20 protein-coding genes are annotated in these 23,598 nt (G+C 40.5%); 2 read left to right on the top strand and 18 right to left on the bottom strand.

Annotated features, from left to right (window positions below; translation table 11 throughout):
- Positions 1-17: 17 nt before the first annotated feature.
- The 6 genes from QM867_RS06885 to QM867_RS06860 form a co-directional block, all read right to left on the bottom strand.
- Positions 18-785, bottom strand: a complete 768-nt coding sequence (locus QM867_RS06885) for a class I SAM-dependent methyltransferase (RefSeq protein WP_414315413.1) — start codon at positions 783-785, stop codon at positions 18-20.
- Positions 786-1,147: 362 nt separating this feature from the next.
- Entirely contained in the window at positions 1,148-1,915 is a 768-nt protein-coding gene (locus tag QM867_RS06880) for an epoxyqueuosine reductase QueH (RefSeq protein ID WP_000567559.1), read from the bottom strand.
- Positions 1,916-1,982: 67 nt separating this feature from the next.
- On the bottom strand, positions 1,983-3,182 hold the full coding sequence (locus QM867_RS06875) for an MFS transporter (RefSeq protein ID WP_414315412.1): 1,200 nt from the start codon (positions 3,180-3,182) through the stop codon (positions 1,983-1,985).
- Between the two features lie 269 nt (positions 3,183-3,451).
- Complete coding sequence (gene asnS, locus QM867_RS06870) at positions 3,452-4,795, bottom strand: asparagine--tRNA ligase (protein ID WP_414315411.1); 1,344 nt, start codon at positions 4,793-4,795, stop codon at positions 3,452-3,454.
- Positions 4,796-4,944: 149 nt separating this feature from the next.
- Complete coding sequence (locus QM867_RS06865) at positions 4,945-6,123, bottom strand: pyridoxal phosphate-dependent aminotransferase (RefSeq protein WP_414315410.1); 1,179 nt, start codon at positions 6,121-6,123, stop codon at positions 4,945-4,947.
- A complete protein-coding gene (locus tag QM867_RS06860) occupies positions 6,120-6,608 on the bottom strand; it encodes a DUF5590 domain-containing protein (protein ID WP_414315409.1) in 489 nt (162 codons plus the stop codon). The genes QM867_RS06865 and QM867_RS06860 overlap by 4 nt, the downstream gene beginning before the upstream one ends.
- A gap of 261 nt (positions 6,609-6,869) precedes the next feature.
- On the opposite strand from QM867_RS06860, the gene QM867_RS06855 reads away from it, so the two are divergent.
- Positions 6,870-7,418, top strand: coding sequence for an NADPH-dependent FMN reductase (locus QM867_RS06855; RefSeq protein WP_414315408.1), 549 nt, complete (start codon positions 6,870-6,872; stop codon positions 7,416-7,418).
- 52 nt (positions 7,419-7,470) lie between these two features.
- Here the strand turns inward: QM867_RS06855 and QM867_RS06850 are convergent, their stop codons facing one another.
- Positions 7,471-8,661 carry an O-antigen ligase gene (locus QM867_RS06850; protein ID WP_315639487.1) on the bottom strand — a complete coding sequence of 397 codons (1,191 nt, stop codon included), beginning with the start codon at positions 8,659-8,661 and terminating at the stop codon, positions 7,471-7,473.
- 211 nt (positions 8,662-8,872) lie between these two features.
- On the opposite strand from QM867_RS06850, the gene birA reads away from it, so the two are divergent.
- The gene (birA, locus tag QM867_RS06845) at positions 8,873-9,808 is read left to right on the top strand and encodes a bifunctional biotin--[acetyl-CoA-carboxylase] ligase/biotin operon repressor BirA (protein ID WP_414315407.1); all 936 of its coding nucleotides are present in this window, start codon (positions 8,873-8,875) and stop codon (positions 9,806-9,808) included.
- Between the two features lie 55 nt (positions 9,809-9,863).
- Here the strand turns inward: birA and QM867_RS06840 are convergent, their stop codons facing one another.
- The 11 genes from QM867_RS06840 to QM867_RS06790 all read right to left on the bottom strand — a co-directional run bounded on the left by QM867_RS06840 (position 9,864) and on the right by QM867_RS06790 (position 23,368).
- Positions 9,864-11,054, bottom strand: a complete 1,191-nt coding sequence (locus tag QM867_RS06840) for an acetate kinase (RefSeq protein WP_045763559.1) — start codon at positions 11,052-11,054, stop codon at positions 9,864-9,866.
- Between the two features lie 49 nt (positions 11,055-11,103).
- Entirely contained in the window at positions 11,104-12,057 is a 954-nt protein-coding gene (locus QM867_RS06835) for a class I SAM-dependent methyltransferase (RefSeq protein WP_248035703.1), read from the bottom strand.
- Between the two features lie 98 nt (positions 12,058-12,155).
- Positions 12,156-13,763: a CTP synthase gene (locus QM867_RS06830; protein WP_281334723.1), complete on the bottom strand. Its 1,608-nt coding sequence runs from the start codon at positions 13,761-13,763 to the stop codon at positions 12,156-12,158.
- A gap of 321 nt (positions 13,764-14,084) precedes the next feature.
- Positions 14,085-14,660 (bottom strand): DNA-directed RNA polymerase subunit delta, encoded by a 576-nt coding sequence (rpoE, locus tag QM867_RS06825; RefSeq protein ID WP_000418422.1) that lies wholly within the window; start codon positions 14,658-14,660, stop codon positions 14,085-14,087.
- Positions 14,661-14,952: 292 nt separating this feature from the next.
- The gene (locus tag QM867_RS06820; RefSeq protein ID WP_414315406.1) at positions 14,953-16,152 is read right to left on the bottom strand and encodes an ABC transporter permease; all 1,200 of its coding nucleotides are present in this window, start codon (positions 16,150-16,152) and stop codon (positions 14,953-14,955) included.
- On the bottom strand, positions 16,149-17,042 hold the full coding sequence (locus QM867_RS06815) for an ABC transporter ATP-binding protein (protein ID WP_414315405.1): 894 nt from the start codon (positions 17,040-17,042) through the stop codon (positions 16,149-16,151). The genes QM867_RS06820 and QM867_RS06815 overlap by 4 nt, the downstream gene beginning before the upstream one ends.
- 234 nt (positions 17,043-17,276) lie before the next feature.
- Complete coding sequence (gene pheT / locus QM867_RS06810; RefSeq protein ID WP_414315433.1) at positions 17,277-19,682, bottom strand: phenylalanine--tRNA ligase subunit beta; 2,406 nt, start codon at positions 19,680-19,682, stop codon at positions 17,277-17,279.
- 131 nt (positions 19,683-19,813) lie between these two features.
- Positions 19,814-20,860 carry a phenylalanine--tRNA ligase subunit alpha gene (gene pheS / locus QM867_RS06805; protein WP_414315404.1) on the bottom strand — a complete coding sequence of 349 codons (1,047 nt, stop codon included), beginning with the start codon at positions 20,858-20,860 and terminating at the stop codon, positions 19,814-19,816.
- 278 nt (positions 20,861-21,138) lie between these two features.
- A complete protein-coding gene (ldcB, locus tag QM867_RS06800; RefSeq protein ID WP_414315403.1) occupies positions 21,139-21,855 on the bottom strand; it encodes an LD-carboxypeptidase LdcB/DacB in 717 nt (238 codons plus the stop codon).
- A gap of 3 nt (positions 21,856-21,858) precedes the next feature.
- On the bottom strand, positions 21,859-22,329 hold the full coding sequence (locus tag QM867_RS06795) for an HIT family protein (RefSeq protein ID WP_414315402.1): 471 nt from the start codon (positions 22,327-22,329) through the stop codon (positions 21,859-21,861).
- 1 nt (position 22,330) lies between these two features.
- The gene (locus QM867_RS06790; protein ID WP_414315401.1) at positions 22,331-23,368 is read right to left on the bottom strand and encodes a M42 family metallopeptidase; all 1,038 of its coding nucleotides are present in this window, start codon (positions 23,366-23,368) and stop codon (positions 22,331-22,333) included.
- Between the last annotated feature and the right edge of the window lie 230 nt (positions 23,369-23,598).

The following is a 23,598-nucleotide window of genomic DNA, read 5'->3' as shown; positions in this document are numbered from 1 at the left end:
CTTTCGTTCCCTTAACTTTATTTTCGAGCGATAAACATACCATATTCTTTAGGAATGATCAACATACCATTATTAAACTCACTTTCCAATCTTTTACGTATTATTTCCTCTTCTAGTGAACCTATTTCTGAAATTCCTTTAAACGATTGGATGTATTTAACTAGGTCATCTATACTAGTTACCTGTAACTCATCATCATAGAGTAATGTATCGACAGAGTTAAAATACCTACTCAGGTACATTTTACCATTTTGTAAAGTAAACGTTTTATTTTCTAAATCTTGATCAACTTCATCTCTAAATAAACTTGCCAAATAATCTACAACCCCATTTTCACCAAATGTAGCACAGTAAAAAATGCCTCCTATTTTTAAGACCCTATTCACCTCAGAAAGAGCTTTAGGAATATCTTTCACATGATGTAGAAGCATATTAGCAATAACAATATCAAAGGTTTCATTCTCAAAAGAAATCTTTTGAATATCCATTATTTCATAGTTGACATTGTCTCTATTTCCAATTACTGACTTCGTTGTTTTTACCATATCTTGAGAAAAATCTGTAACAACCAACTGCTTCATTTTATCTATAGAATCACTATTACTTTTCCACAGTTCTCCTGTACCACATCCTAATTCTAGCACCTTTACTTCATCAGTGATTTGATAGTTAGAAAATATCCAATTATTAAATCCCAGTTTATTTTTTGAATACTTCTTATGCAATTCTACTCGAATATCAAGATTATCATGACTTTTATATTGTTCAATTACTTTATCAATCATTCTGAATGACCTCCACTCTATAATTTGACATTATATCACAAGAATAAATACAGCGTTAAATAAGTTGTATAAATGCAAAAAAGGAATAATTTTACCACAGCATTGCTAAACTCCCTGGATTAAAAATAAAAAATATCAATAAATTTTCCATTTTTTTCTTGAAACAGCATTAAACTGTTTATCTGTCTTCTAGATTCCAAATATCCCCAATCAAAATTTTTTCTTTTATTCACAAGTTTTAAGAATTCACATGTTTATTGAAGTCTCACAAGCTCGAACTAGGAATTCAAGACTTGCTCCATTGATTTCTATTCTACCACCTTTTGTTAGCAAAAAACCTGCCACATTGGGCAGGTTTTCGTCTAAATATCTAACTTCGTAACAGTGAACTTGATATGCGAATAGTCTTTTTCGATATCCTTATCTACCATAAAGGCGGTTGCATCCTTCTTGACCTGTACCAAGTCAATATTTTGGGCTTGAGCGGCATAGACACAGCCACAGTAGCATTGGCGATAAATGTCATACTCTTCACACATTTCTACAGAGCGTTTATAGCCTTGATTTTTCTTAAAGTCACTCGGAAGATAATGCGTGGTGTAGATTTTCTGCACATCAATCCCGATACTATTGATGGTTTGTGAATTCTTATGGGGACTGATGGTTAGGGCTGAGCCAAAGTAGTCAAAGCCCAAGTCCATAGCCACCTGCGCTGTCTTATCCAGACGATAGTCAAAACAAACCTTGCAACGATCGCCACCTTCCGGTTCTTCTTCCAAACCTCTGACCAGCTGACGGTATTCGTTGGGTTCATAGGGTGCTTCTAGATATTGAACCTTGTTGCCAGTCCGTTCATTGAAATCACTGACAAACTTTTTGGTTACATAGGCACGCTTGTGATACTCAGCTTTAGGATGGATATTGGAATTAGCAAAATAAATAGTCACATCCGCATACTTGGTCAAGTACTCTAGAGTGTAGGTGCTACAAGGAGCACAACAGACGTGCATGAGAATAGTGGGTCTTTCTTCATTTTTTTCCCAAACTTGGACCATCTTTTGCATGACACGGTCATAGTTGATCTTTTGATTGGGATTCATCTTACTTAGAATTTCTTCTACATCGATCATACTCTTCTCCTTTTCCTCTTGCTATTGTACCACAGGATGATCCTTTGGGCAAATAGGTTTTCGTGCTTTACTCAGTTTTTAAGTCCTTGTCCAATACCTTGCCCATCCTTTTTAGACCGATTATTAGGATAGGGTAGGTTAAAAGCAAGATAAGACCTAGAACTAAAAAGACAGCTACAAGACCCCAACGATCGATCAACCAACCTGTCAGTGGAAATATGACAATCATGGAAAGACTAAAGAGCATGGAATTGATACTAAGCATAGTTGCTCTTACACTGGAAGATAAATAACCTTGTAAGTCATTGAAATAGATCGGCTGATAAACTGCATAAAGTGTATCAGTTAAAAGATATACAAGAAGAAAAGCAAAGGGGGTCCCTGAAAACACCAACAACAAGGCCAAGCCCGTTAGTGCAACAAGAGTCGGAAAAACTCGATTACTATTCCATTTTTTACCGATTTGACTAGCTACATAAACCGCTATAAGATTTAACCCACTACCAATCAGCATAACCAGTGAAACCTGCCATCCTGCTAAGTCACTTATTTTCTGCTGATAATAAAAGTAAAACATACACATGAGTGTCCCGACTAGCTGGTAAGTCAGCATCCAGTAAAAGAGTACTGGTTTTTCCTGCCATTCTTTACGAACTTGCTGGACAATCATTTTAAAGGTTAAGACTTCATTTTTCTCTCTCTTGGCCATTGGTTCTTTCATAAAATAAATCAAAACGATAGAAAGAAATGAAAATCCTATAGCAAGCAGATAGGTCCAGGCCAATGCTCCGTGAATAAAGAAGCCTGCCACAACTGTACCTAGAGTTCGAGTGACTTCTGCCACACCAGACAAAAAGCTAGAAATCTGAAGATAACGGTCCTTTTGACCCGCTTCAACTGCCGAATCATATAAGAAAGCGGTACTGGTCCCCGAGTCAAAATTGTAGGACCAAGCATTAACCATCATAGCAATCGCATAAATCCAAAAATTCCCCTTACCAAACAAAATCAAGATAGAGGACACAATACTGGCCAAGCGAGCCAAATAGAGATTGGTCTTGTAACTAAATCGATCGGCCAACATACCAGAGGGAATTTCACACAAGAGACTTGTCCCATGAAAGATACTCTCTAATAGGCCGATTTGAAGTAAGGAAAGACCATTTTGAATGAAAAATAAAATCCAAAAACTGGTGATTCCAAAATAAGAAGTGAATTCCAGACCTGCTAAGAGTGGAATATTGCGTTTGTAAGTTCTTTTAAACATTGTTTTCTCTCTTTCAATATGTAATATAATTGTTTCTAAAAGACTTACCTAGATTTGCCTACATTTTCTCCACCTCTTTCATTTAAAGTAATACTCAATGAAAATCAAAGAGCAAACTAGGAAGCTAGCCGCAGGCTGCTCAAAACACTGTTTTGAGGTTGTGGATAGAACTGACGAAGTCAGTAACATATATACGGCAAGGTGAAGCTGACGTAGTTTGAAGAGATTTTCGAAGAGTATAAAAACGCCAGACGGCGTTTTTATGGCTATTAAGGTTTGATACGGTGCAACATACGTGGGAATGGAATAGCTTCACGGATGTGTTTAGTTCCAGCTGCGAAGGTTACCATACGCTCGATACCGATACCAAATCCACCGTGTGGTACTGTACCGTATTTACGAAGGTCAAGGTAGAATTCGTATTCTGTACGATCCATACCAAGTGATTCCATCTTCGCAACAAGGGCATCGTAGTCTTCCTCACGCATTGAACCACCGATGATTTCTCCGTAACCTTCTGGCGCAAGCAAGTCTGCACAAAGCACGCGCTCTGGATTTCCAGGAACTGGTTTCATGTAGAAGGCCTTGATGACTGCTGGGTAGTTCATGACAAATGTTGGCACACCAAAGTGGTTTGAAATCCAAGTTTCGTGTGGTGAACCAAAGTCATCACCATGTTCAAGATGCTCGTAGTCAGCGTCTTCATCATTTTCATGCTCTTGCAAGAGGTCAATGGCTTGATCGTAAGTGATGCGTTTGAATGGCTCTGCAATGTAGCGTTTCAAAAGCTCAGTGTCACGTTCCAAGGTTTCCAAGGCTTGAGGAGCACGATCAAGAACACCTTGAAGCAATGCTTTTACATAAGCTTCTTGCAAATCAAGTGACTCATCGTGTGTCAAGTATGAGTACTCCGCATCCATCATCCAGAATTCAGTCAAGTGACGACGAGTTTTTGATTTTTCAGCACGGAATACTGGACCAAAGTCAAAGACACGACCAAGAGCCATAGCCCCAGCTTCAAGATAAAGCTGACCAGATTGGCTCAAGTAGGCTGGTGTTCCGAAGTAGTCTGTTTCGAAAAGTTCTGTAGAATCTTCTGCAGCATTTCCTGAAAGAATTGGGCTATCAAACTTCATAAAGCCGTTCTTGTCGAAGAACTCATAAGTCGCATAGATGATAGCGTTACGGATTTGCATGACAGCGACTTGTTTGCGTGAACGCAACCACAAGTGACGGTTGTCCATCAAGAAGTCTGTTCCGTGTTCTTTTGGAGTGATTGGGTAATCTTGAGATTCACCGATCACTTCGATGTCTGTAATGTCCAACTCATAACCAAACTTAGAACGTTCGTCTTCTTTGACAATACCTGTCACATAAACAGAAGTTTCCTGGCTCAAGCGTTTGATGACATCAAACTTCTCAAGCCCCACTTCTTCACCAAATTTTTCTACAAAGTTTGGTTTAAAGGCCACACCTTGGAAGAAGGCTGTTCCATCACGCAATTGCAAGAAGGCAATTTTCCCTTTTCCAGATTTGTTGGCAACCCAAGCACCGATAGTGACTTCTTGACCAACGTAATCTTTTACTTCGATAATTGTTACACGTTTTGTCATGTTTTATCTTCCTTTTTTTGTTTAACTTGTCTAAAGACATTATTACCCACTATTGTACCACAAATAATGCCTGATAGCTAGATTCTATCAGAGAAAAATCTCAGGTTTTATCCAAAAAAATCTCCGTCAAGACGACGAAGATCTTATTTTTATTTTTCCATAAATAGATGCAAACGACGAATAGCTTCTTTAAGAGTTTCCAAGTCTGTCGCATAGCTGAGACGGACATTCTCTGGCGCACCAAAGCCTGCTCCCGTAATCAAGGCCAGACCAACTTCCTCAAGAATAGCCGTTGTAAATGCTGTTACATCTGTATAGCCTTTCATCTCCATAGCTTTTTTAACATTTGGGAAGAGATAGAAAGCTCCTTGAGGTTTGACTACTTCAAAGCCAGGGACTTGACACAAGAGTGGATAGATGGTGTTTAAACGTTCCTCAAAAGCCTGACGCATAGTTTCTACAGAGTCTTGTGGACCAGTTAGCGCTTCGATTGTTGCGTATTGAGATACCGCAGTCAGGTTAGAAGTCGTTTGACCAGTCAATTTGCTCATAGCAGCAATAATTTCTGGATCACCAACTGCATAACCTACTCGCCAACCTGTCATGGCATAGGCTTTTGAAACACCGTTAATGACAATGGTTTGCTTGCGAATAGCTTCTGATAGACTAGAGATTGGCACAAACTCATTCCCGTTATAGACCAAACGACCATAAATATCATCTGCTAGGATGAGAATGTCATGTTCAACAGCCCAATTTCCGATAGCCAAGAGTTCCTCACGAGAATAAATCATACCGGTAGGATTAGATGGTGAGTTAAGAACCAAGACCTTGGTCTTAACTGTACGAGCTGCTTCTAATTGCTCAACAGTCACTTTAAAGTGATTGTCTTCCTTGGCTTGGACAAATACTGGAACACCTTCGGCCATCTTAACCTGGTCACCATAGCTGACCCAGTAAGGGGTTGGAATGATAACCTCATCTCCAGGATTAACCACAGCCATAAAGAAAGTGTAAAGTGAGAACTTAGCACCGGTAGCAAATGTGACTTCGTTGGCCGCTACGGAATAACCATAATAACGCTCAAAATAGGTATTGACCGCTGCTTTTAACTCAGGCAAACCTGAAGCTACCGTATAGAAAGAAGCACGTCCATCTCGAATGGCTGCAACAGCGGCATCTTGAATATTTTCAGGAGTATGAAAATCGGGCTGACCTAAAGTTAAGAAAAGTACATCTTTTCCTTCAGCCTTTAACTTCTTTGCTCTTGCATCACTAGCCAGAGTGACGCTTTCTTCCATTTCTAAGACACGTTTAGATAATTTCATAGCTTCTCCTTTTCGATTAGGGCACCAGTTTCAAAATCTACTAGATAATAGTCTCCGCCAGACTTGATTTCCCAAACAGGCTTTTCAGCATAGCGTCCAAAGGTAACCGTATCAATTTCAGTTGCTCCTTTTTCTCTAACAACTGCTTCTGCTTTTTCTTGTGAAGTGCCACTTTCTAGTTGATACACATAGATTTTTTGACTATTTTTCTCAATTAAAACAGCTACTGGTTTTTGATTCTTGTCTTGGCCAAGAACACTATAATAAGTTTCCAAACCATTGAAGAAATCAACCTGACTGACCGTTTCCAGATTCGCATACTGCTTGGCAAGCTTTTCCCCTTCTACCTTTGCTGTCTGATAAGGCTTCATGCTAAACCACACCAAATAGAGAAAGGAAGAAGTCACAACTAGAGCCAGCAGGGTCAAGCCAATACTGTACTGAAATAATAAGGAATTTTTTTCTTTTTTCTGTCTCATTTTCACTCGTCTATTTTACCATCTATCCAAGTGAATTACAAGTGAATAAAGGAGGAGGATTTGGCTCGGAACTTCTCTTATGACAGGAATATATGACGCTTGAATCATTGATTTCACAGACTTTTCCTAATCTCTACTCCTAAAAATAATCTTGACTATCATCGATTTTTATTTTCTGGGCAAATTTCTTGCAAATGATTTCGTTTTGTTGTAACATTGTTTGTAACAACAGAAAAAGCTCTGATTAAAATATAAAGGAGACTCCCTATGTCTAAAAAAGTATTATTTATCGTTGGTTCACTTCGTGAAGGTTCCTTCAACCACCAAATGGCGCTAGAAGCCGAAAAAGCTCTTGCAGGTAAAGCTGAGGTTAACTACCTTGACTACTCAGCAATCCCACTTTTTAACCAAGAACTTGAAGTTCCAACTCTTCCAGCTGTAGCAGCAGCTCGTGAAGCTGTTCTGGCTGCTGATGCTATCTGGATTTTCTCACCAGTCTACAACTTCTCAATTCCTGGAACAGTTAAAAACTTGCTTGACTGGCTTTCACGCGCAATTGACTTGTCTGATACACGCGGAGCATCTGCTCTTCAAGATAAAATCGTTACTGTGTCTTCAGTAGCAAATGCAGGTCATGAACAACTCTTTGCAATCTACAAAGACCTCTTGCCATTCATCCGTACACAAGTTGTAGGTGAATTCACTGCAGCTCGTGTCAATGATTCTGCTTGGGTAGATGGCAAATTAGTCCTTGAAGACAGTGTTGCTTCTTCCCTAAAACAACAAGCTGAAGACTTGGTTCAAGCTATTCAATAATTGAATTAAAAAAGAAAGATAGTAGAAAATGTTAGTTTCTACTATCTTTTTCTTAATCAACTAATTCATCAATCATACTATGTTTCAGTGGTAAACTACACATCACTAAAAGGAAAATAAAGGAAGATTGAATCCAAAAGAGAGCCAAATCAAAAATTCCGTGCACAGCTACTACTGTCAAGAAAGAGAGGTAAAGTCCAAGGATAGGACGCTTACTAGGTACTTGACTCATATCAATCAACATTCGTACCGGAGTGGAAGAAGCAATCCCCAAGAGAACTGTACCAACAACTCCATAACTCAAAATCGTATCTATATAAATACTATGAGCATGTTCATGATAAGGTGCTCCAATACGAGGAAAAGAGTGCATATAGGTTAGCGGTCCTTCACCCCAGAATGGATTTTGCTTAAACAAGGCCATCCCAGCATTCCAGATAGAAACACGTTCTTCCATAGATGAATCTAAGGTTCCCATTCGAACACCCAAATCACTAGAAAATAGAAAAGCTAAACCAACCCCAAAAACTCCAACACTAAGCCAAAAGGCACGCCAGTTCTTAATAGTTGTGAAGAGATAAATAATCGCTCCAAAGATAATGGCTGGAAAAGCTGTGCGATTCTGCGTAAAGTTTAAACCGAATAAATTAGCAAAGATGGCAATCATAGAAAAGATTCGTAACCACCTTAACTTCGTTGTGCTAATTAGGTAAAAGCCAATCATGATACAGAAACAACAGATAATTCCATAGTAATTGGGATTAAAGAAGGCAACCTCCGCTCGATTCTGATGCCAAACCTGCATTCGTGGTGAGAGGAAGGTATAATCAAATTTCTTTACAATTTGGAAATGTTCCAAGGCTGCAAAGGCTGCTGCAAAGACACTTAAAGCTAATATTCCTTCAATCGTCAACCTGAAAAATTTAGGAGTCAATTGAGATTGATAATAGTAAAAGAAGATGGCAAACAGAAACATGGCCACCGAAGAAACTACTCCCATCACATTTTGTGCCAGAAGAGAAATTGCAGTGCTATAAGCAATAAAAAAGAGCAAGACAGGGTGTTGAGACAAACGTTTCAAGATCCCCTTCATCTCCCCAGTATATACTAACCAAAGTAAGTAAGAGATAAAAATAATAACAAAAAGATAAAAAGGAAGAAAAATACTCAGAATAACTCCTAAAAGAAGTCCTTCTTGTTTCGATAAACTTTTTAACTTTTCAATGACACCTATTGATTTCACAACAGATCCTTTCCTTCTGAATATCACATTCAGATAAATAAGCTATTAAAACATTTTACCATTTTTCAAGCGATTTGAAAACCTCTTTGCCTCTATCATCCTAACTAAAACTGGGTAAAATTTTATAGTTAGCTAAGATTACTCTAAAAAACGCTATCCCTTTTTTAAAAATATGGTACAATAAATCTAATTATTCCAGAAAGGGTCTAGCATGAAATCCTACCAAGAAGTCTATAAAATACTAGCTACTGAAACTGATTATCTAAGCGGAGAAAAAATCGCTGAGAGATTAAACCTATCTCGAACTTCCGTATGGAAGGCGATCCAACGTCTCCAGCAAGAGGGACTGGAGATTGACAGTATCAAAAATCGTGGCTATAAACTTCTGGACGGTGATCTTATCTTACCTCAGGAAATCGAAGCGAATAGTCCCATTACTGTCCTGTTTAAACCCTCGACTAAATCTACCCAAACCGATGCTAAAGAGGGTATGGAAGCTGGTGCCAAAGGGGATAAACTCTACCTTTCCACTAGTCAAACCATGGGACGCGGTCGTTTTCAACGTCCCTATTATTCTCCAGATAAGGGGGGGATTTACATGTCCCTTCACCTACAACCCAATCTCCCTTATCAGAATCTTCCTGCCTATACACTTCTAACAGCTGGAGCTATCTACAAGGCTATCAAAAACCTTAGTTTAATCGACGTGGATATCAAGTGGGTCAATGACATTTATCTGAACCAGAAAAAAATTGCTGGCATTCTAACCGAAGCCATTACCTCCGTCGAAACTGGACTCGTTACAGATGTTATCATTGGGGTCGGGATCAACTTTTCTATCGCTGAATTTCCCAAGAATCTACAAACTAAAGCTGGAAGCTTATTTTCTCAAAATACTCCCATTACTCGCAATGAATTGATTGCTGAAATCTGGAAATGTTTCTATGAAACAGAAGCCGATGAACTCCTCTATCTCTATAAAAAGCGCTCAATCGTTTTAGGAAAAGAGATTTCTTTCAAGAAGGATCAAGAAATAATCACAGGAAAAGCCTGTGACATCTCTGACCAAGGCCAACTGCAGATAGAATTAGCAAACGGTGAAAAGATTTGGCTCAATAGTGGCGAAGTTTCACTGACTAAATGGTAGTTTTCCTAGATCAAAAAAATCGACCTTTATTATTGAAGGTCGATTTTTTGATCTGTTATTTTTTCAAACGTTCAACGTCACGTGCGATAACGAGTTCTTCATCTGTTGGAATAACCAGTACACGTACACTTGCTGCATCTGTCGAAATATCTCCGGTTGCACCAAAGACATTTTTCTCTGGATCTACATCACAACCGAACCAAGAAATCCCTGAAATAACATCTTCACGTACATTAGTAGAATTTTCACCGATACCTGCTGTGAAAATAATAGCATCTGCTCCATTTAGGACTGCAAGGTATTGACCAATATGTTTTTGGATACGGTCAACATACATTTCATAAGCCAAAGTAGCATCATGATCTCCTGCATCCATAGCAGCAATTACATCACGCATGTCACTAGATTTACCAGAAACACCCATCAATCCTGACTCACGATTGAGAATACGACTGATGTCCTCAGGCTTGTTAAAGTCCTCTGTATATTGCATTAAATAAGGAATGATGGCTGGGTCAATATCCCCTGTACGAGTTCCCATCATTACACCACCAAGCGGAGTGAATCCCATTGAGGTATCAACAGATTTCCCACCCTTAACAGCTGTAATAGAAGCACCATTACCGATGTGACAAGTGATTAACTTCAACTCTTCAAGTGGACGACCCAAGAGTTTTGCTGCTTCTTGAGCAACGTACTGATGGCTTGTACCGTGCGCTCCGTACTTACGAACCTTGTTTTCTGTGTAATATTTTGTTGGTAGAGGATAGCGATAAGCTTTCTCTGGCATTGTTGTATGGAAGGAAGTATCAAAAACAACGACACTCGTAATATCTGGCAATAATTCTTTGAAGGCGCGAATACCCGCAGCATTTGCAGGATTGTGCAATGGAGCAAGAAGACCTAACTCTTCAACTTTTTCAATTACATCACCTTCCACGACTGTAGACTCTTTGAAGTACTCTCCACCTGCAACGACACGGTGTCCAACACCAGTAATTTCATCATAAGATTTAATAATATCAAAACGAATCAAGTCATCAAGCAAAATCTTAACTGCCAAAGTATGGTTGTCAATGTCAAGGACTTGTTGTTCTGAACGACCATCAAATTTAACTGTAGAAATAGAATCTTTCAATCCAATTCGCTCAATCAACCCTTTTGCAAGCACCTTTTCTTCTGGCATTTGATAGAGTTGCCATTTCAAGCTAGAGCTTCCAGCGTTAATTGCAATGGTTTTTGTCATAATGTTTCCCCTTTTTTAAGCGTTTTCAACTATTATATCAAAATTTATACTAGATTTCATGTTCTTGACACCAATTTTGAAAATTTTCCTTAAATTCCAACAAAATTTCAGGATCCCGAAGGCTAGTAAGTGGATAAACAAAGGGCTCTGTCCCTTCTCCCACCTTCTTTTGCAAAACAAAAATGGTCTTAGACTGGGCTCCTTGAGCGAATAGCTCCTCTGGTAAAGCTATGATAGCGACTAGTTGAGCTTGATCAGTCAGCCAGGATTTCAAGAAATCACTCTGAGGACTCGTCAAAAGATCTGTTGGAGCAAGAAAAATAGCATAGCCTCCCGTCTTAAGATACTTGAGAGATTGCTCCATAAATAGATGATGAGCGTAAGTATGTTCATCCTTTGCTGCCACTTGGTAACGTGAAGCAATCTGATCGTCTGGGTAGTAGCCAATTGGGAGGTCGCTCACAATAATATCACTTTCTTTTAATACTTGTGGACGTACTGCATCTCCTTGGACAAAGCCCATTTGCAGATCCATAACTTCTGCCATGCTTGCAGCCAGATCGATCAAGAGGTCATCTAGCTCAATCCCAAGGTAATCTACCTTTTTGTTCATGGACGTTAAGAAGCTAGCACCTAGAATTCCCATCCCAGACCCCAACTCTAATAAACTTAGATTCTCAGCAGGCCACAGTTGCTCTATCAGAAAAATCATCAAGTGACCAATGGCATCTGGTGTAAACTGGTGATTTGCTTGGAGAGGTTCTGTTTGCGCTGCCTTCATTAACAAGAATTGGTAGGTTCGTAACCACTCTTCTTTTCGAAGAGCCAATCGTTTTAATGCTTGATTGTTTTTCTTGACATCTTCCAGATTTGTCTGACCATCCAGATAGATTCCATTTTGCTCAATCAAGGCATCGTAAAAATTTGTCGTCAAATCATTTTGAATGATTTGGACATTTTCTAGTAAATAGGTATAGGCTTGTTCAATTTTTTCAAAATCCATACCCTTATCTTACCAAAAATAATGTCCTTTTTCCAGATTTTCATGATAGTGAAAACAAATTAAAACCTCTGAGATGACTCTCAAAGGTTTAATCATGACTATTTACTATTTTCGACAGCTGCTGTTACAAAAGCAGTGTAGAGTTCTTCTGGGCGGTTTGGACGACTTGAAAGCTCTGGATGGTACTGACAAGCCACAAAGAATTTATTTTCTGGAATTTCCACAATTTCGACCAAGCGGTTGTCTGGTGAAACACCTGAAAAGACAAAACCTGCTCCTTCAAACTGTTCACGGAAGGCATTGTTAAATTCATAGCGGTGACGGTGACGGCGTTGCACCACCTCTTTGTTATGATAAGCTGCCGCTGCCTTAGAACCACGTTTTAACTTAGAAGGATAAAGTCCCAAACGAAGGGTACCACCCATGTCCTCAACATCAATCTGATCACGCATGATATCGATGATAGGGTATTTGGTATCAGGATTTAGCTCTGCTGAATTAGCTCCTTCAAGACCTAAGACATTACGGGCAAACTCGATACAGGTCAACTGCATACCCAAGCAGACTCCAAGCATTGGTACATCATTTTCACGCGCATAGCGAATCGCTTCAATCTTACCTTCTGTTCCACGTTGGCCAAAACCACCTGGAACGATGATTCCGTCAGCGTCAGATAGAAGTTCTGCCACATTGTCAGCTGTCACATCGTTAGCATTGACCCAATCAATCTTGACTTCTGCATCATTGGCATAACCAGAGTGTTTTAAGGCTTCAACAACGGAGATGTAGGCATCCTGCAACTCAACATACTTACCGGCAAGGGCAATCTTGACTTGTTTTTTGAGGTTCATGACCTTGTCAACCATAGCTGACCACTCTGTCATATCTGCTGCAGGTGCATCTATTTTCAAATGGTCACAGACGATTTGATCCATGCCTTGTGCCTGCAGATTAAGTGGGATTTGGTAAAGATGATCCACATCCAAGGACTCAATAACTGCTTCGGGCGCCACATCACAGAACTGGGCTAGTTTATTTTTAATTCCTTGTCCAGCTGGCTTTTCAGTACGGATGACCAACATATTAGGCTGGATTCCCAAACCACGCAATTCTTTGACAGAGTGTTGAGTTGGTTTTGTCTTCATTTCACCAGCTGCCTTGAGGTAAGGAAGCAAGGTCGTATGGATATACATGACATTATCTGCACCCACATCTGCCTTCATCTGACGAAGAGCTTCTAAGAATGGAAGGGACTCGATGTCGCCGACTGTTCCACCAACCTCTGTAATAATGACATCAGAGTCTGTCGTTAGGGCAGCACGCTTGATTTTTTCTTTCAAAGCATCTGTAATATGAGGAATAACTTGCACAGTTGCTCCAAGGTATTCTCCACGGCGTTCCTTACGAAGAACTTCGCTGTAGATTTTACCAGTTGTCACGTTTGAGTATTTGTTGAGGTTGATATCAATAAAACGTTCATAGTGACCTAGGTCCAAGTCTGTCTCAGCCCCATCATCTGTTACAAATACTTCTCCGTGCTGGTAAGGGCTCATGGTTCCGGGGTCAATATTGATATAAGGGTCAAATTTTTGAATGGTCACCTTCAAACCACGGTTTTTCAAAAGACGCCCAAGGCTCGCTGCAACGATCCCTTTCCCAATAGACGATACCACACCACCAGTGACAAAAATATATTTCGTAGACATAGATTCCTCTTTCTAAAATGCTCAAGGTCTTGTTCACTAACAGGGGATTGAGAAAACAAGACCTTCATCAATAACTACACCCCAAGAAGAAAAGCTTCCTGGAAAAACAAAAATAGCTCCCTAATAACTAGGGAGCTCCGACCTCTAAAAGAGGTGCCCGAACAATATATTACCTCAAAATGAAGCATTTGTCAAATAGAACAAATCGTTGACTTGGCATTCTATCTTGCATAACTCATTAAAACTAAAAACTAAAAAAGAGGCTGGATCTAGGAAACCGAGACTTGATAGACCGATTCCAGCTCCAACTCCTTTTTATTTTTATTCTTCCTCTTCTTCAGAGTCTTCGTCGTCCTCTTCATTAAGATCGACTTCTTCATCTAGATCATCTGGGGCGATTTCATTGATTTCAGCATCGTAGGCTTCCACTTCATTCTTCTCATCATCTGGATTTTCATCATCATAAGAAAGAGCTGGATCTTCTTCGTATGCATCCTCATCTTCTGGATCATCTGCACTGTAATCAATAGCATCTGCATCACCATCCATAAAGGCGTTGACACGTTTTTTCTTAGCCTTAGGTGCTACTTCTTCATCATCACTTTCTTCAAGAGCAATGATTTCCTCATCGATTTCATCGACTCCATACCATGAACGAAGCCCCCATTTGTTATCTCCAAGTGAGATAAAGCTTCCGTCAAAGTTCAACTCTGTATAGAACAAAGGCAAAGCTTCACGAATATCGCTATTAGAGGTACCGAGATAGTTTTGGATTTCATTAACTAAATCACTAAAATGCATTTCGTGATCACGACCACGGAGTTCCAAGATGGCACGAGCCACCTCAATCATAGATAGTTCACTTTTTTCTTGCCCAGCAAATACTTCTAATTCCAAAGCGTTTCTCCTCATTTTTTACTACTAACGCCAGAGTGGATAAACTCTGAACTCATTTTATCATGTACTCTTTATTGTACGATAATTTTGCCTAATAGTCAAAGGTTTAGGAGAAATAAATGTGAAATATTTCAGCTAATTAATACTCAATGAAAATCAAAGAGCAAACTAGGAAGCTAGCCACAGGCTGCTCAAAACACTGTTTTGAGGTTGCAGATGGACGCTGACGTGGTTTGAAGAGATTTTCGAAGAGTATAAAAGACCTGGGAGATACACTCACAGGCCCGATACTTTATTTATAACTTAAAGCTCGTTTAAAGGTTTTCCAGATCCCCAAATCATCTGTTTGAAGAACCAAACTAGCATACATACGTCCGATAAAAGCTGTTGCAGTAACTGCAAAAATCACCGTTATAGCAAGCGAAATCCAAGCCTCTAGTCCATTTGCGTAACCATTGATAGCTCTGAATGGCATAAAGAAGGTTGAAACGAATGGGATGTAAGAACCGATTTTCAAGATTAAATTATCCCCAGAAGTTCCTAAGACAGTTACTCCAATGAAACCTACCATAATCAAAAGCATCAAAGGCGATAAGGCCTTACCAGAGTCTTCAGGTCGCGAAACCATAGAACCTAAGAAGGCAGCCAAGACCACATACATAAAGAGACTAACCAAGACAAATAACAAGGTATTGATCGAAAAGGCTTCTCCCAAGTGATTTAGAATACCTGAATTAGCCAAGATAGGCATATCCTTAAAGAAGAAAATAGCTCCAAGTCCACCTACAACATAAATACCAATATGAGTCAAAATAACAAGAAGTAAGGCAATCATGCGGGCGTAGAAATAATGGCTAGCACGAATGCTTGAGAAGACCACTTCCATGATTTTAGTTCCTTTTTCACTAGCTACCTCTTGAGCAGTGACACTAGCATAAGTAATCAAAATCATATAGAGGAAGAAACCTAGTCCTGCAGCCGCAATGGTTTGAACCATCTTTTTATTTTCTTTGGATTCGTCAATCTTCTCCGTAAAGTCAACAGTTTGAGCTAGACGTTTTTCCTGTTCCTGAGACAAATTTGCTTCTGAACGGTTGAGTTGGGATTGGAGTTCATTCAACTTAGCAGTCACTGCTAACTTAATGCCACTCTCTAGTGAAGTTTCACCATGATAGACTGCCTTGAGGACACTGTTCTCCTGGTCAATGGTTAGATAGCCTTTTATTTTTTCATCCTTGATAGCGGCTTGGGCACTTGCTTCATCCTTATAGTCAAAGTTAAGACCATTGGTCGATTTAAGTTCTTCTGTAACAAGAGGAACGGCACTAACTACTGCTACCTTACTATTTTGAGCCAAGGAAGAACCTTGTAGAACACCAATTCCTCCCGATAGACCTAAAAAGAGGAAAGGCGAAATCACCATAAAGAAGAAACTCCACGACTTGACATGTCTTAGATAGGTTTCTTTGATTACAACCCACATATTTCTCATACTTCCACCCCTGATTCTAATTTAAAGATTTCATCGATTGTTGGAGCTTGTTGATCAAAAGTCGCGATATATTGACCTTGAGTCAAGATTGGGAAGAGCTCTCTACCTGCACTTTCATCATCCAAGATCAACTTCCAGCTACCTTGCTTGGTCAAGCTAACCTGTTTGACATGAGGAAGGCTCTCCAGTTCTTCCTTGCTTCGTTCACTTGAAACAAAAAGTCGTGTTTTGCCGTATTGATTGCGGACTTCTTGAACCGGTCCATGCAAGACCACACGTCCATCTCGAATCATGAGGATATCATCACAAAGCTCTTCGACATTGGTCATAACATGGTCAGAAAAGATAATAGTCGCGCCGCGTTCTTTTTCTTTCAAGATAACCCGCTTAAGAAGTTCGGTATTAACCGGATCCAAGCCACTAAAAGGCTCATCTAGGATAATCAAATCTGGTTCATGAATCAAAGTGATAATCAACTGAATCTTCTGTTGATTTCCTTTTGAGAGACTTTTAATCTTATCCGTCAGTTTCCCCTTGACTTCCAGTTTTTCCATCCATTGAGGGAGTTTTTCTTTGATTTCCTTAGCATCCATTCCTTTTAGAGTCGCCAAGTAACGAACTTGTTCAAGGACTGTCAATTTAGGCATGAGACTGCGTTCTTCAGGCAGATAGCCAATCCGAGCGTAGGTCTCTTGACGAATATCCTGACCATCTAGACTGATTTCTCCCTGATATTCTAAAAACTTCAAAATACTGTGGAAAATCGTTGTTTTCCCAGCACCGTTTTTCCCGACTAGCCCCAAAATACGACCTGGTCGCGCTTGAAAGTCAATACCAAACAAAACTTGCTTGGATCCAAAACTTTTCTCTAGACTTCTTACTTCTAGCATCTTTCACCTCCGAAATGTCTTGCACTCATTATACTCCTTTTTGATAGCCTTTACAATAATTTCTGTCCATTTTATCATCCTCATTTTAGTAAAAAATCTTAGGGTACTTTGAGTTATGAGTACATTATACACTGGTAAACTCCAATTTATCTTCTCTGTTCCTCAACTGTCTATTTTTGATCCTGAATTGTTATTTGAAAAGCAAAAATCCACCCCGAAGGATGGATTGATACTTTAACGCACTTCTGCATTGACTTTTTCTTCAAGTGATGCTTGGATTTTTTCCATGTAGCGTGCGACTTCTTCATCAGTCAAGCTATCTTCTGGATTTTGGAAGGTCAAGCTATAAGCCATTGATTTCATACCAAGTCCTAGTTTTTCACCTGAGAAGACGTCAAAGAGTTTGATATCTGTCAATCGTTTCACGCCTGCAGCCTGGATAGCATCTACAACTTCTTGATGAGTGACTTCTGCCTTGAGGAGAAGGGCGATATCACGGCTCACTGCTGGGAACTTAGTAATTTCCACAAATGGGCTAGCTGGTTGAAGGGCTTCTTCAATAGCTGAAAGGTTAAGCTCAGCTACATAAGTCTCTGGAATATCGTAAGCCTTAGCCGTCACAGGGTGCACTTGACCGAGGAAACCGACTACTTGATCACCGAGTGAAATCAAGGCTGTACGTCCTGGGTGAAGGCTAGCGATTTCAGAGGTTGCTGTATAAGTCACTTCAAGACCCAAGCGAGCAAAGAGGGCTTCCAAAATTCCCTTGGCATAGAAGAAGTCAACTGGGACAGCTGCTGTTTGGAAGTCTTTTTCAGCAACTAAGCCAGTCAAGGCAAAGGCAAAGCTATTGATTTCATTTGGCAATTCTTCTTTTGGATTACCGATTTGCTCGAAAACTTTTCCAATCTCATAAAGAGCCAAGTTTTTATTCTTACGTGCTACGTTGTAGGCAACTGTATCCAAAATACCTGAAACCATATTTTGACGGAGAACTGAACGGTCCACAGTCATTGGCCACATCAATTCTGTCAAATGACTTGGCTGAATCGTAAACTCGACTGCTTTTTCAGGAGTTGTCAGAGCGTAGGTGATAATTTCTGTCAATCCAGCACCTTCTGCAATGGTACGAACTTGACGGCGCAATTTTTGTGTCGCAGTCAATTCACCAGCTGTTCCATCATCTTTTGGAAGACTAGTTGGCAAGCGATCATAGCCATAGATACGAGCGATTTCTTCAAAGAGGTCAGCTTCAATAGTAATATCCCAACGACGACGAGGGACGCTGACTGTAAAGCTTTCTGCATTTCCAGAAAGACCGAAGCCAAGACGACGGAAGACATCCTCTACATCCGCGTAGGAAAGCTCAGTACCAAGGACACGATTGACGTCAGAAAGGGTTGAAGAAACTTCTACATCTGAAGTATCCAACTGACCTGCTGAAACGATTCCCTTACGCACGGTTGCACCTGCAAGCTCAGCAATCATACTTGCTGCTGCATCAAGGGCTTCGTTAACAGTTGCCACATTGATCCCTTTTTCAAAGCGAGAAGATGACTCAGAGCGAAGATTGAGACGACCACTTGTCTTACGGATAGATTTGCCATTGAAAACAGCTACTTCAAGAACGACACGAGTAGACTTTTCAGAGATTTCTGTAGCTTGTCCACCCATGACACCTGCAAGAGCTACTGGCTTGTCTGCTACAGTGATGACTATGTCATTTGTTTCCAACTCACGTTCTTCACCATCCAAGGTCACTAATTTCTCACCAGCACGTGCTTCACGTACACGGATGTCACTCCCTTCAAAGGTATCCAAGTCAAAGGCGTGCATTGGTTGACCAAAGTAGAGAAGGATGTAGTTGGTCACGTCCACTACGTTATTGATTGGACGGATTCCCTCGTTCATGAGGAGGTTTTGCAACCATTGTGGACTTGGTGCGATAGTCACATTGTCCAAGATACGAGCTGCATAGTAAGGCGCCTTGTCTGTCTCAATGCCCACAGAAAGAGCATCTGCTGCAGCTTGGTCAGTTTCTGAAAGAGTAAATTCTTTAAAGTTGACTGCCTTGTCATAGATAGCGGCTACTTCATACGCCACTCCACGCATAGAAAGAGCATCTGCACGGTTTGGAGTGATAGAAAGCTCGATGATTTCATCATCCAAGTCTAGGTATGAGAAGACTTCATCCCCTGGAACAGCATCTTGAGGCAAGATTTGGATCCCGTCTGCGAATTCTTTTGGTACAACTGAGTCAGAAATGCCCAACTCACCAAGTGAACAGATCATTCCGAGTGACTCTAAGCCACGGATTTTCCCTTTTTTGATCTTGTAGTTATCAGCAATACGTGCACCTGGAAGAGCTACCATGACCTTGATGCCTGCACGCACATTTGGTGCTCCACAGACGATTTGACGGATTTCTTCTTCACCTACATTGACTTGGCAGACATGCAAGTGTGTTTCTGGCACATCTTCACAAGACAAGACTTCTCCGACGACAATTTTTGAGAGACCAGCAGCTGGTGATTCCACACCTTCCACTTCAATCCCTGTAGTTGACATTTTTTCAGCCAACTCTTGTGATGGTACATCAATGTCCACCAATTCTTTTAACCATTTGTATGATACTAACATAATTCTGAGCATAAGATCTCAATAAGTGAGACCTTTTCAATTCCTTTCTTTTTCTTCGAGTCAGTCGTTTCTATTTCTAGAGTATGTGAAAACGAGAACGACTGTTTAGGATTGTGTTTCAGGTTTCAATCTTATTTAAACTGTTCTGAGAAGCGGACATCGCCTTGGTAGAATCCACGGATATCGTTGATTCCGTAACGGAGCATAGCTACACGTTCTTGTCCAAGACCAAAGGCAAAACCAGAGTAGACAGTTGCATCGATACCACTCATCTCAAGGACACGTGGGTGAACCATACCGGCACCCATAATCTCGATCCAACCTGTTTTCTTACATACATTACAGCCGTCTCCTCCACATTTGAAGCACGAAACATCCACCTCAACAGAAGGCTCTGTGAACGGGAAGTAAGATGGACGCAAACGGATTTGACGCTCTTCACCAAACATTTTTTGTACAATCAACTGGAGGGTTCCTTGAAGGTCAGCCATAGAGATGTTTTTCCCAACAACCAAACCTTCGATTTGGTGGAACTGGTGACTGTGGGTTGCATCGTCCGTATCACGACGGAACACACGCCCCGGTGAAATCATCTTCAAAGGACCTTTTGAAAAATCATGGGCATCCATAGCACGAGCCTGAACTGGAGACGTGTGAGTACGAAGCAAGATTTCTTCTGTGATATAGAAAGTGTCCTGCATATCACGAGCTGGGTGATCCTTTGGAAGGTTCATACGTTCAAAGTTATAGTAGTCTTGTTCAACTTCAAAACCATCTACTACTTGGTAACCCATCCCGATGAAGATATCTTCGATTTCTTCACTGGTTTGTGTGAGGACGTGACGGTGACCAGTCGCAACTGGACGCCCTGGAAGCGTCACATCAATGCTCTCACTTGCTAGTTGAGCTGCAACCTTCTTTTCTTCCAAGAGCTTAGCTGTTTCTTCAAAAGCAGCTGTCAAGACATCACGAGCCTCATTGACGTGTTTCCCGATAACAGGGCGCATTTCTGCTGATACATCCTTCATCCCTTTGAGGATTTCAGTAAGAGAACCTTTTTTACCAAGGACAGAGACGCGCAATTCTTGCATTTCTTTTTTATTTTCAGCAGTAATCTGCTTCAGGCTAGCTAGCGTTTCTTCACGAAGCGCTTTTAATTGTTCTTCAATAGTTGACATAATTCCTCCATCAGTCTCTCGTAGATAAAAAGAAAACCACATGCCAAAAACTCCACACTCGGAGCGTTGACACGCGGTACCATCCGTTTTTATCTGACAAGTCAGACCTTTATTTCCGAATCCATAGGCAAGTGAATTCACCCAGCTTTCATATAGAGAGCTTTCAGTCACGGCTCTCCTCCCTGATATACTTCCCCTGAGATACTAGTCTTGCAGATTCCTATTTAATTATTATTCATTTTATCAAATTTCAAGCATTCTTGCAAGATATTTTGCGACTAATCAACATAGTCCCCACCTTCAAAGCCGTAATACTCTTCCAAGCTGAGACCACTTGCAGCGATGTCCTTGGCTTCTTTTCCGACGTAGCGAAGATGCCATTCTTCAGCCATATAGCCCGTTTCTTTTTCCTTACCTTTGAGATAGCGAACGACAAAACCATAGTCAGCAGCATGATCTAAGAGCCATTGGGCAGCTTTTTCTTCTGTCACTAAATCTCCATCTGTGCCGATAAGGTCGAAAGCAAGACCAGTTTGGTGTTCACTATATCCAGGCCGAGCAGAATAGCGGTCAGCCTCTGCCTTTCCGTCTTGGTTGACATAGTCCTGATAAAGTTGAGTTTGAGTTTCATAACTTCTGAAACCACTATAGTGGTCGCTGATTGGGAAACCTGCTTCCTGCATAGCAGCAATAAGCTTCAACAACTCCGCCTTTGCTGTAGGATTTTCTCCAGGATTATAGTCCTTAGACAAGGGATAATGCTTATTAGCGATAACAATCTCATCGTACTTCCCTTGAACGCTATAGTAATCTCCCTTATTAACTACTTCTGCCTTTTTTTGGCTTGCTTCCTGAGATTTACTACCGACAGTTCCTTCTTGGACGGTTTTTTCTTCAGTTGAAGTCTGCGTTTCTGTAGTCGCTGGCTTTTCTTGCGAACAAGCTGCCAATGTCAAGGCTAGCAATCCTGATAATACAAGGTATCTTTTTTTCATTGTTTATCCTTTCATTTCTATCATTTGGTCCAAAGTTTCAGATAAGGTTTCAACCAAACCTTCTAATTTGCTTCCCTTAACCTGATATTCTTCAGCGACCATTTCTTCCCAAGGAATCCACCAAACTGGACCACGACCATTAAGACCGTGTCCCTTCATATCACCCTCTCGTCTCGGAAAAATATGCCAGTGGGCATGTGCATCACCGTTTCCCAACAACTCTACATTCATCTTTTGAGCAGAAAAGGCTTTGGCGACTGCTTCTTGGACTAAACTCATTTCCTCTAAAAAGCGGAGTTTAACTGGAGCTTCCATATGATGCAATTCTGTCACATGTTCCTTGGCTAGGAATAGAGTATAGCCTTCAAAATACTGGTGATCTCCAATGACAACATAGCCTGTTTCCAGTTCCTTCACAAAGTAAGGATTTTCCCCTGCCTTAATCCATTCAATTCGTTGGCAAATCAAGCACATCTTAGTCTACCAATCCACTCTTGAGGTAAGCGTCCACCATACGCTCAGTAGCAACTACAGAATCAATATGAGTCCGCTCGTATGAGTGACTAGACTCAATACCAGCTCCGAGAAGAGCGTGTTTGACTTCTGCTCCAGCTGACATAGCTGCAGAAGCATCCGAACCGTAAAATGGATAAATATCGAGTTTAAATGGAATATCCTGCTCTTTTGCCAAGGCAACCAGATGTTGACGAAATTCGTAGTGATAAGGACCTGAAGCATCTTTGACACAGATAGACACTGTGTACTCATCCGTCTGCTGATCATCTCCCATTGCTCCCATATCTACCGCTAGATATTCGACAACTTGACTTGGGATACTTGAGTTAGCACCATGCCCCACTTCTTCAAAGACTGAAAAAGCAAAATGCGTAGTAACAGGGAGTTCAACTCCTTCTTCTTTGTAGACTTTGAGGAGATTGAGGAGAATAGCTGCACTGACCTTATCATCCAAATGACGCGATTTGATAAAGCCTGTCTCAGTTACGACAGTTCGTGGGTCAAAGCTGATAAAGTCACCAACCTCAATACCAAGTGCGCGTGTTTCTTTTTCATTGGTCACTTTTTCATCCAAACGCACTTCCATATTGTCCTGCGTGCGTTCAGCAGTTCCAGCGTCCTTGTATACATGACAAGAAGTCTGGTGGATCAAAATGGTACCTGAAATAGTCTTACCTGTACTAGCCACATGAACCGTACAGTTTTCGCCTTCAATCATATTCCAAGGATAGCCACCGATACGATCCATTTTGAGACGCCCATCTGGTTTAACAGCACGAACGATAGCTCCCAAGGTATCCACATGGGCAGTTATAAAACGCTGTTGCTCGTCATTTTTACCTTTAACAGTAACGTTGACACCACCTTTGGCAGTACGGATTGGTTGATAACCTAGTTTTTCAAGCGTCTCAACTAAATAATTCGTAATTTCACGCGTAAAACCTGTTGGTGACGCAATAGCAGTTAGTTCTTTGATATATTCTACAGTTTGATTCATTTCTTCACCTCTTTTGCTACCTATTATAACACATTTATCATCGGATAAAAAAAGAAAATCACTCCTGTAGACTTAGCTACAAAAGTGATTTTAGTGATTATTCGGCTCTATAATATTTGTAGTGGGTAAATCCCCTATGGATATTATGGAGCCTATTTTTGTGTAGAAAAAAAGTCCCATATGACCTATAATGAAAAGCGATCAAACAACTCATTAGAAAGAATCATATG

It is taken from the genome of Streptococcus infantis (genome assembly GCF_047463635.1).
In the GTDB taxonomy this organism is placed as follows: Bacteria; Bacillota; Bacilli; order Lactobacillales; family Streptococcaceae; genus Streptococcus; species Streptococcus infantis_W.
The sequence above is the reverse complement of the archived record's forward strand: the minus strand, read 5'-3'. Positions and strand labels throughout refer to the sequence as shown.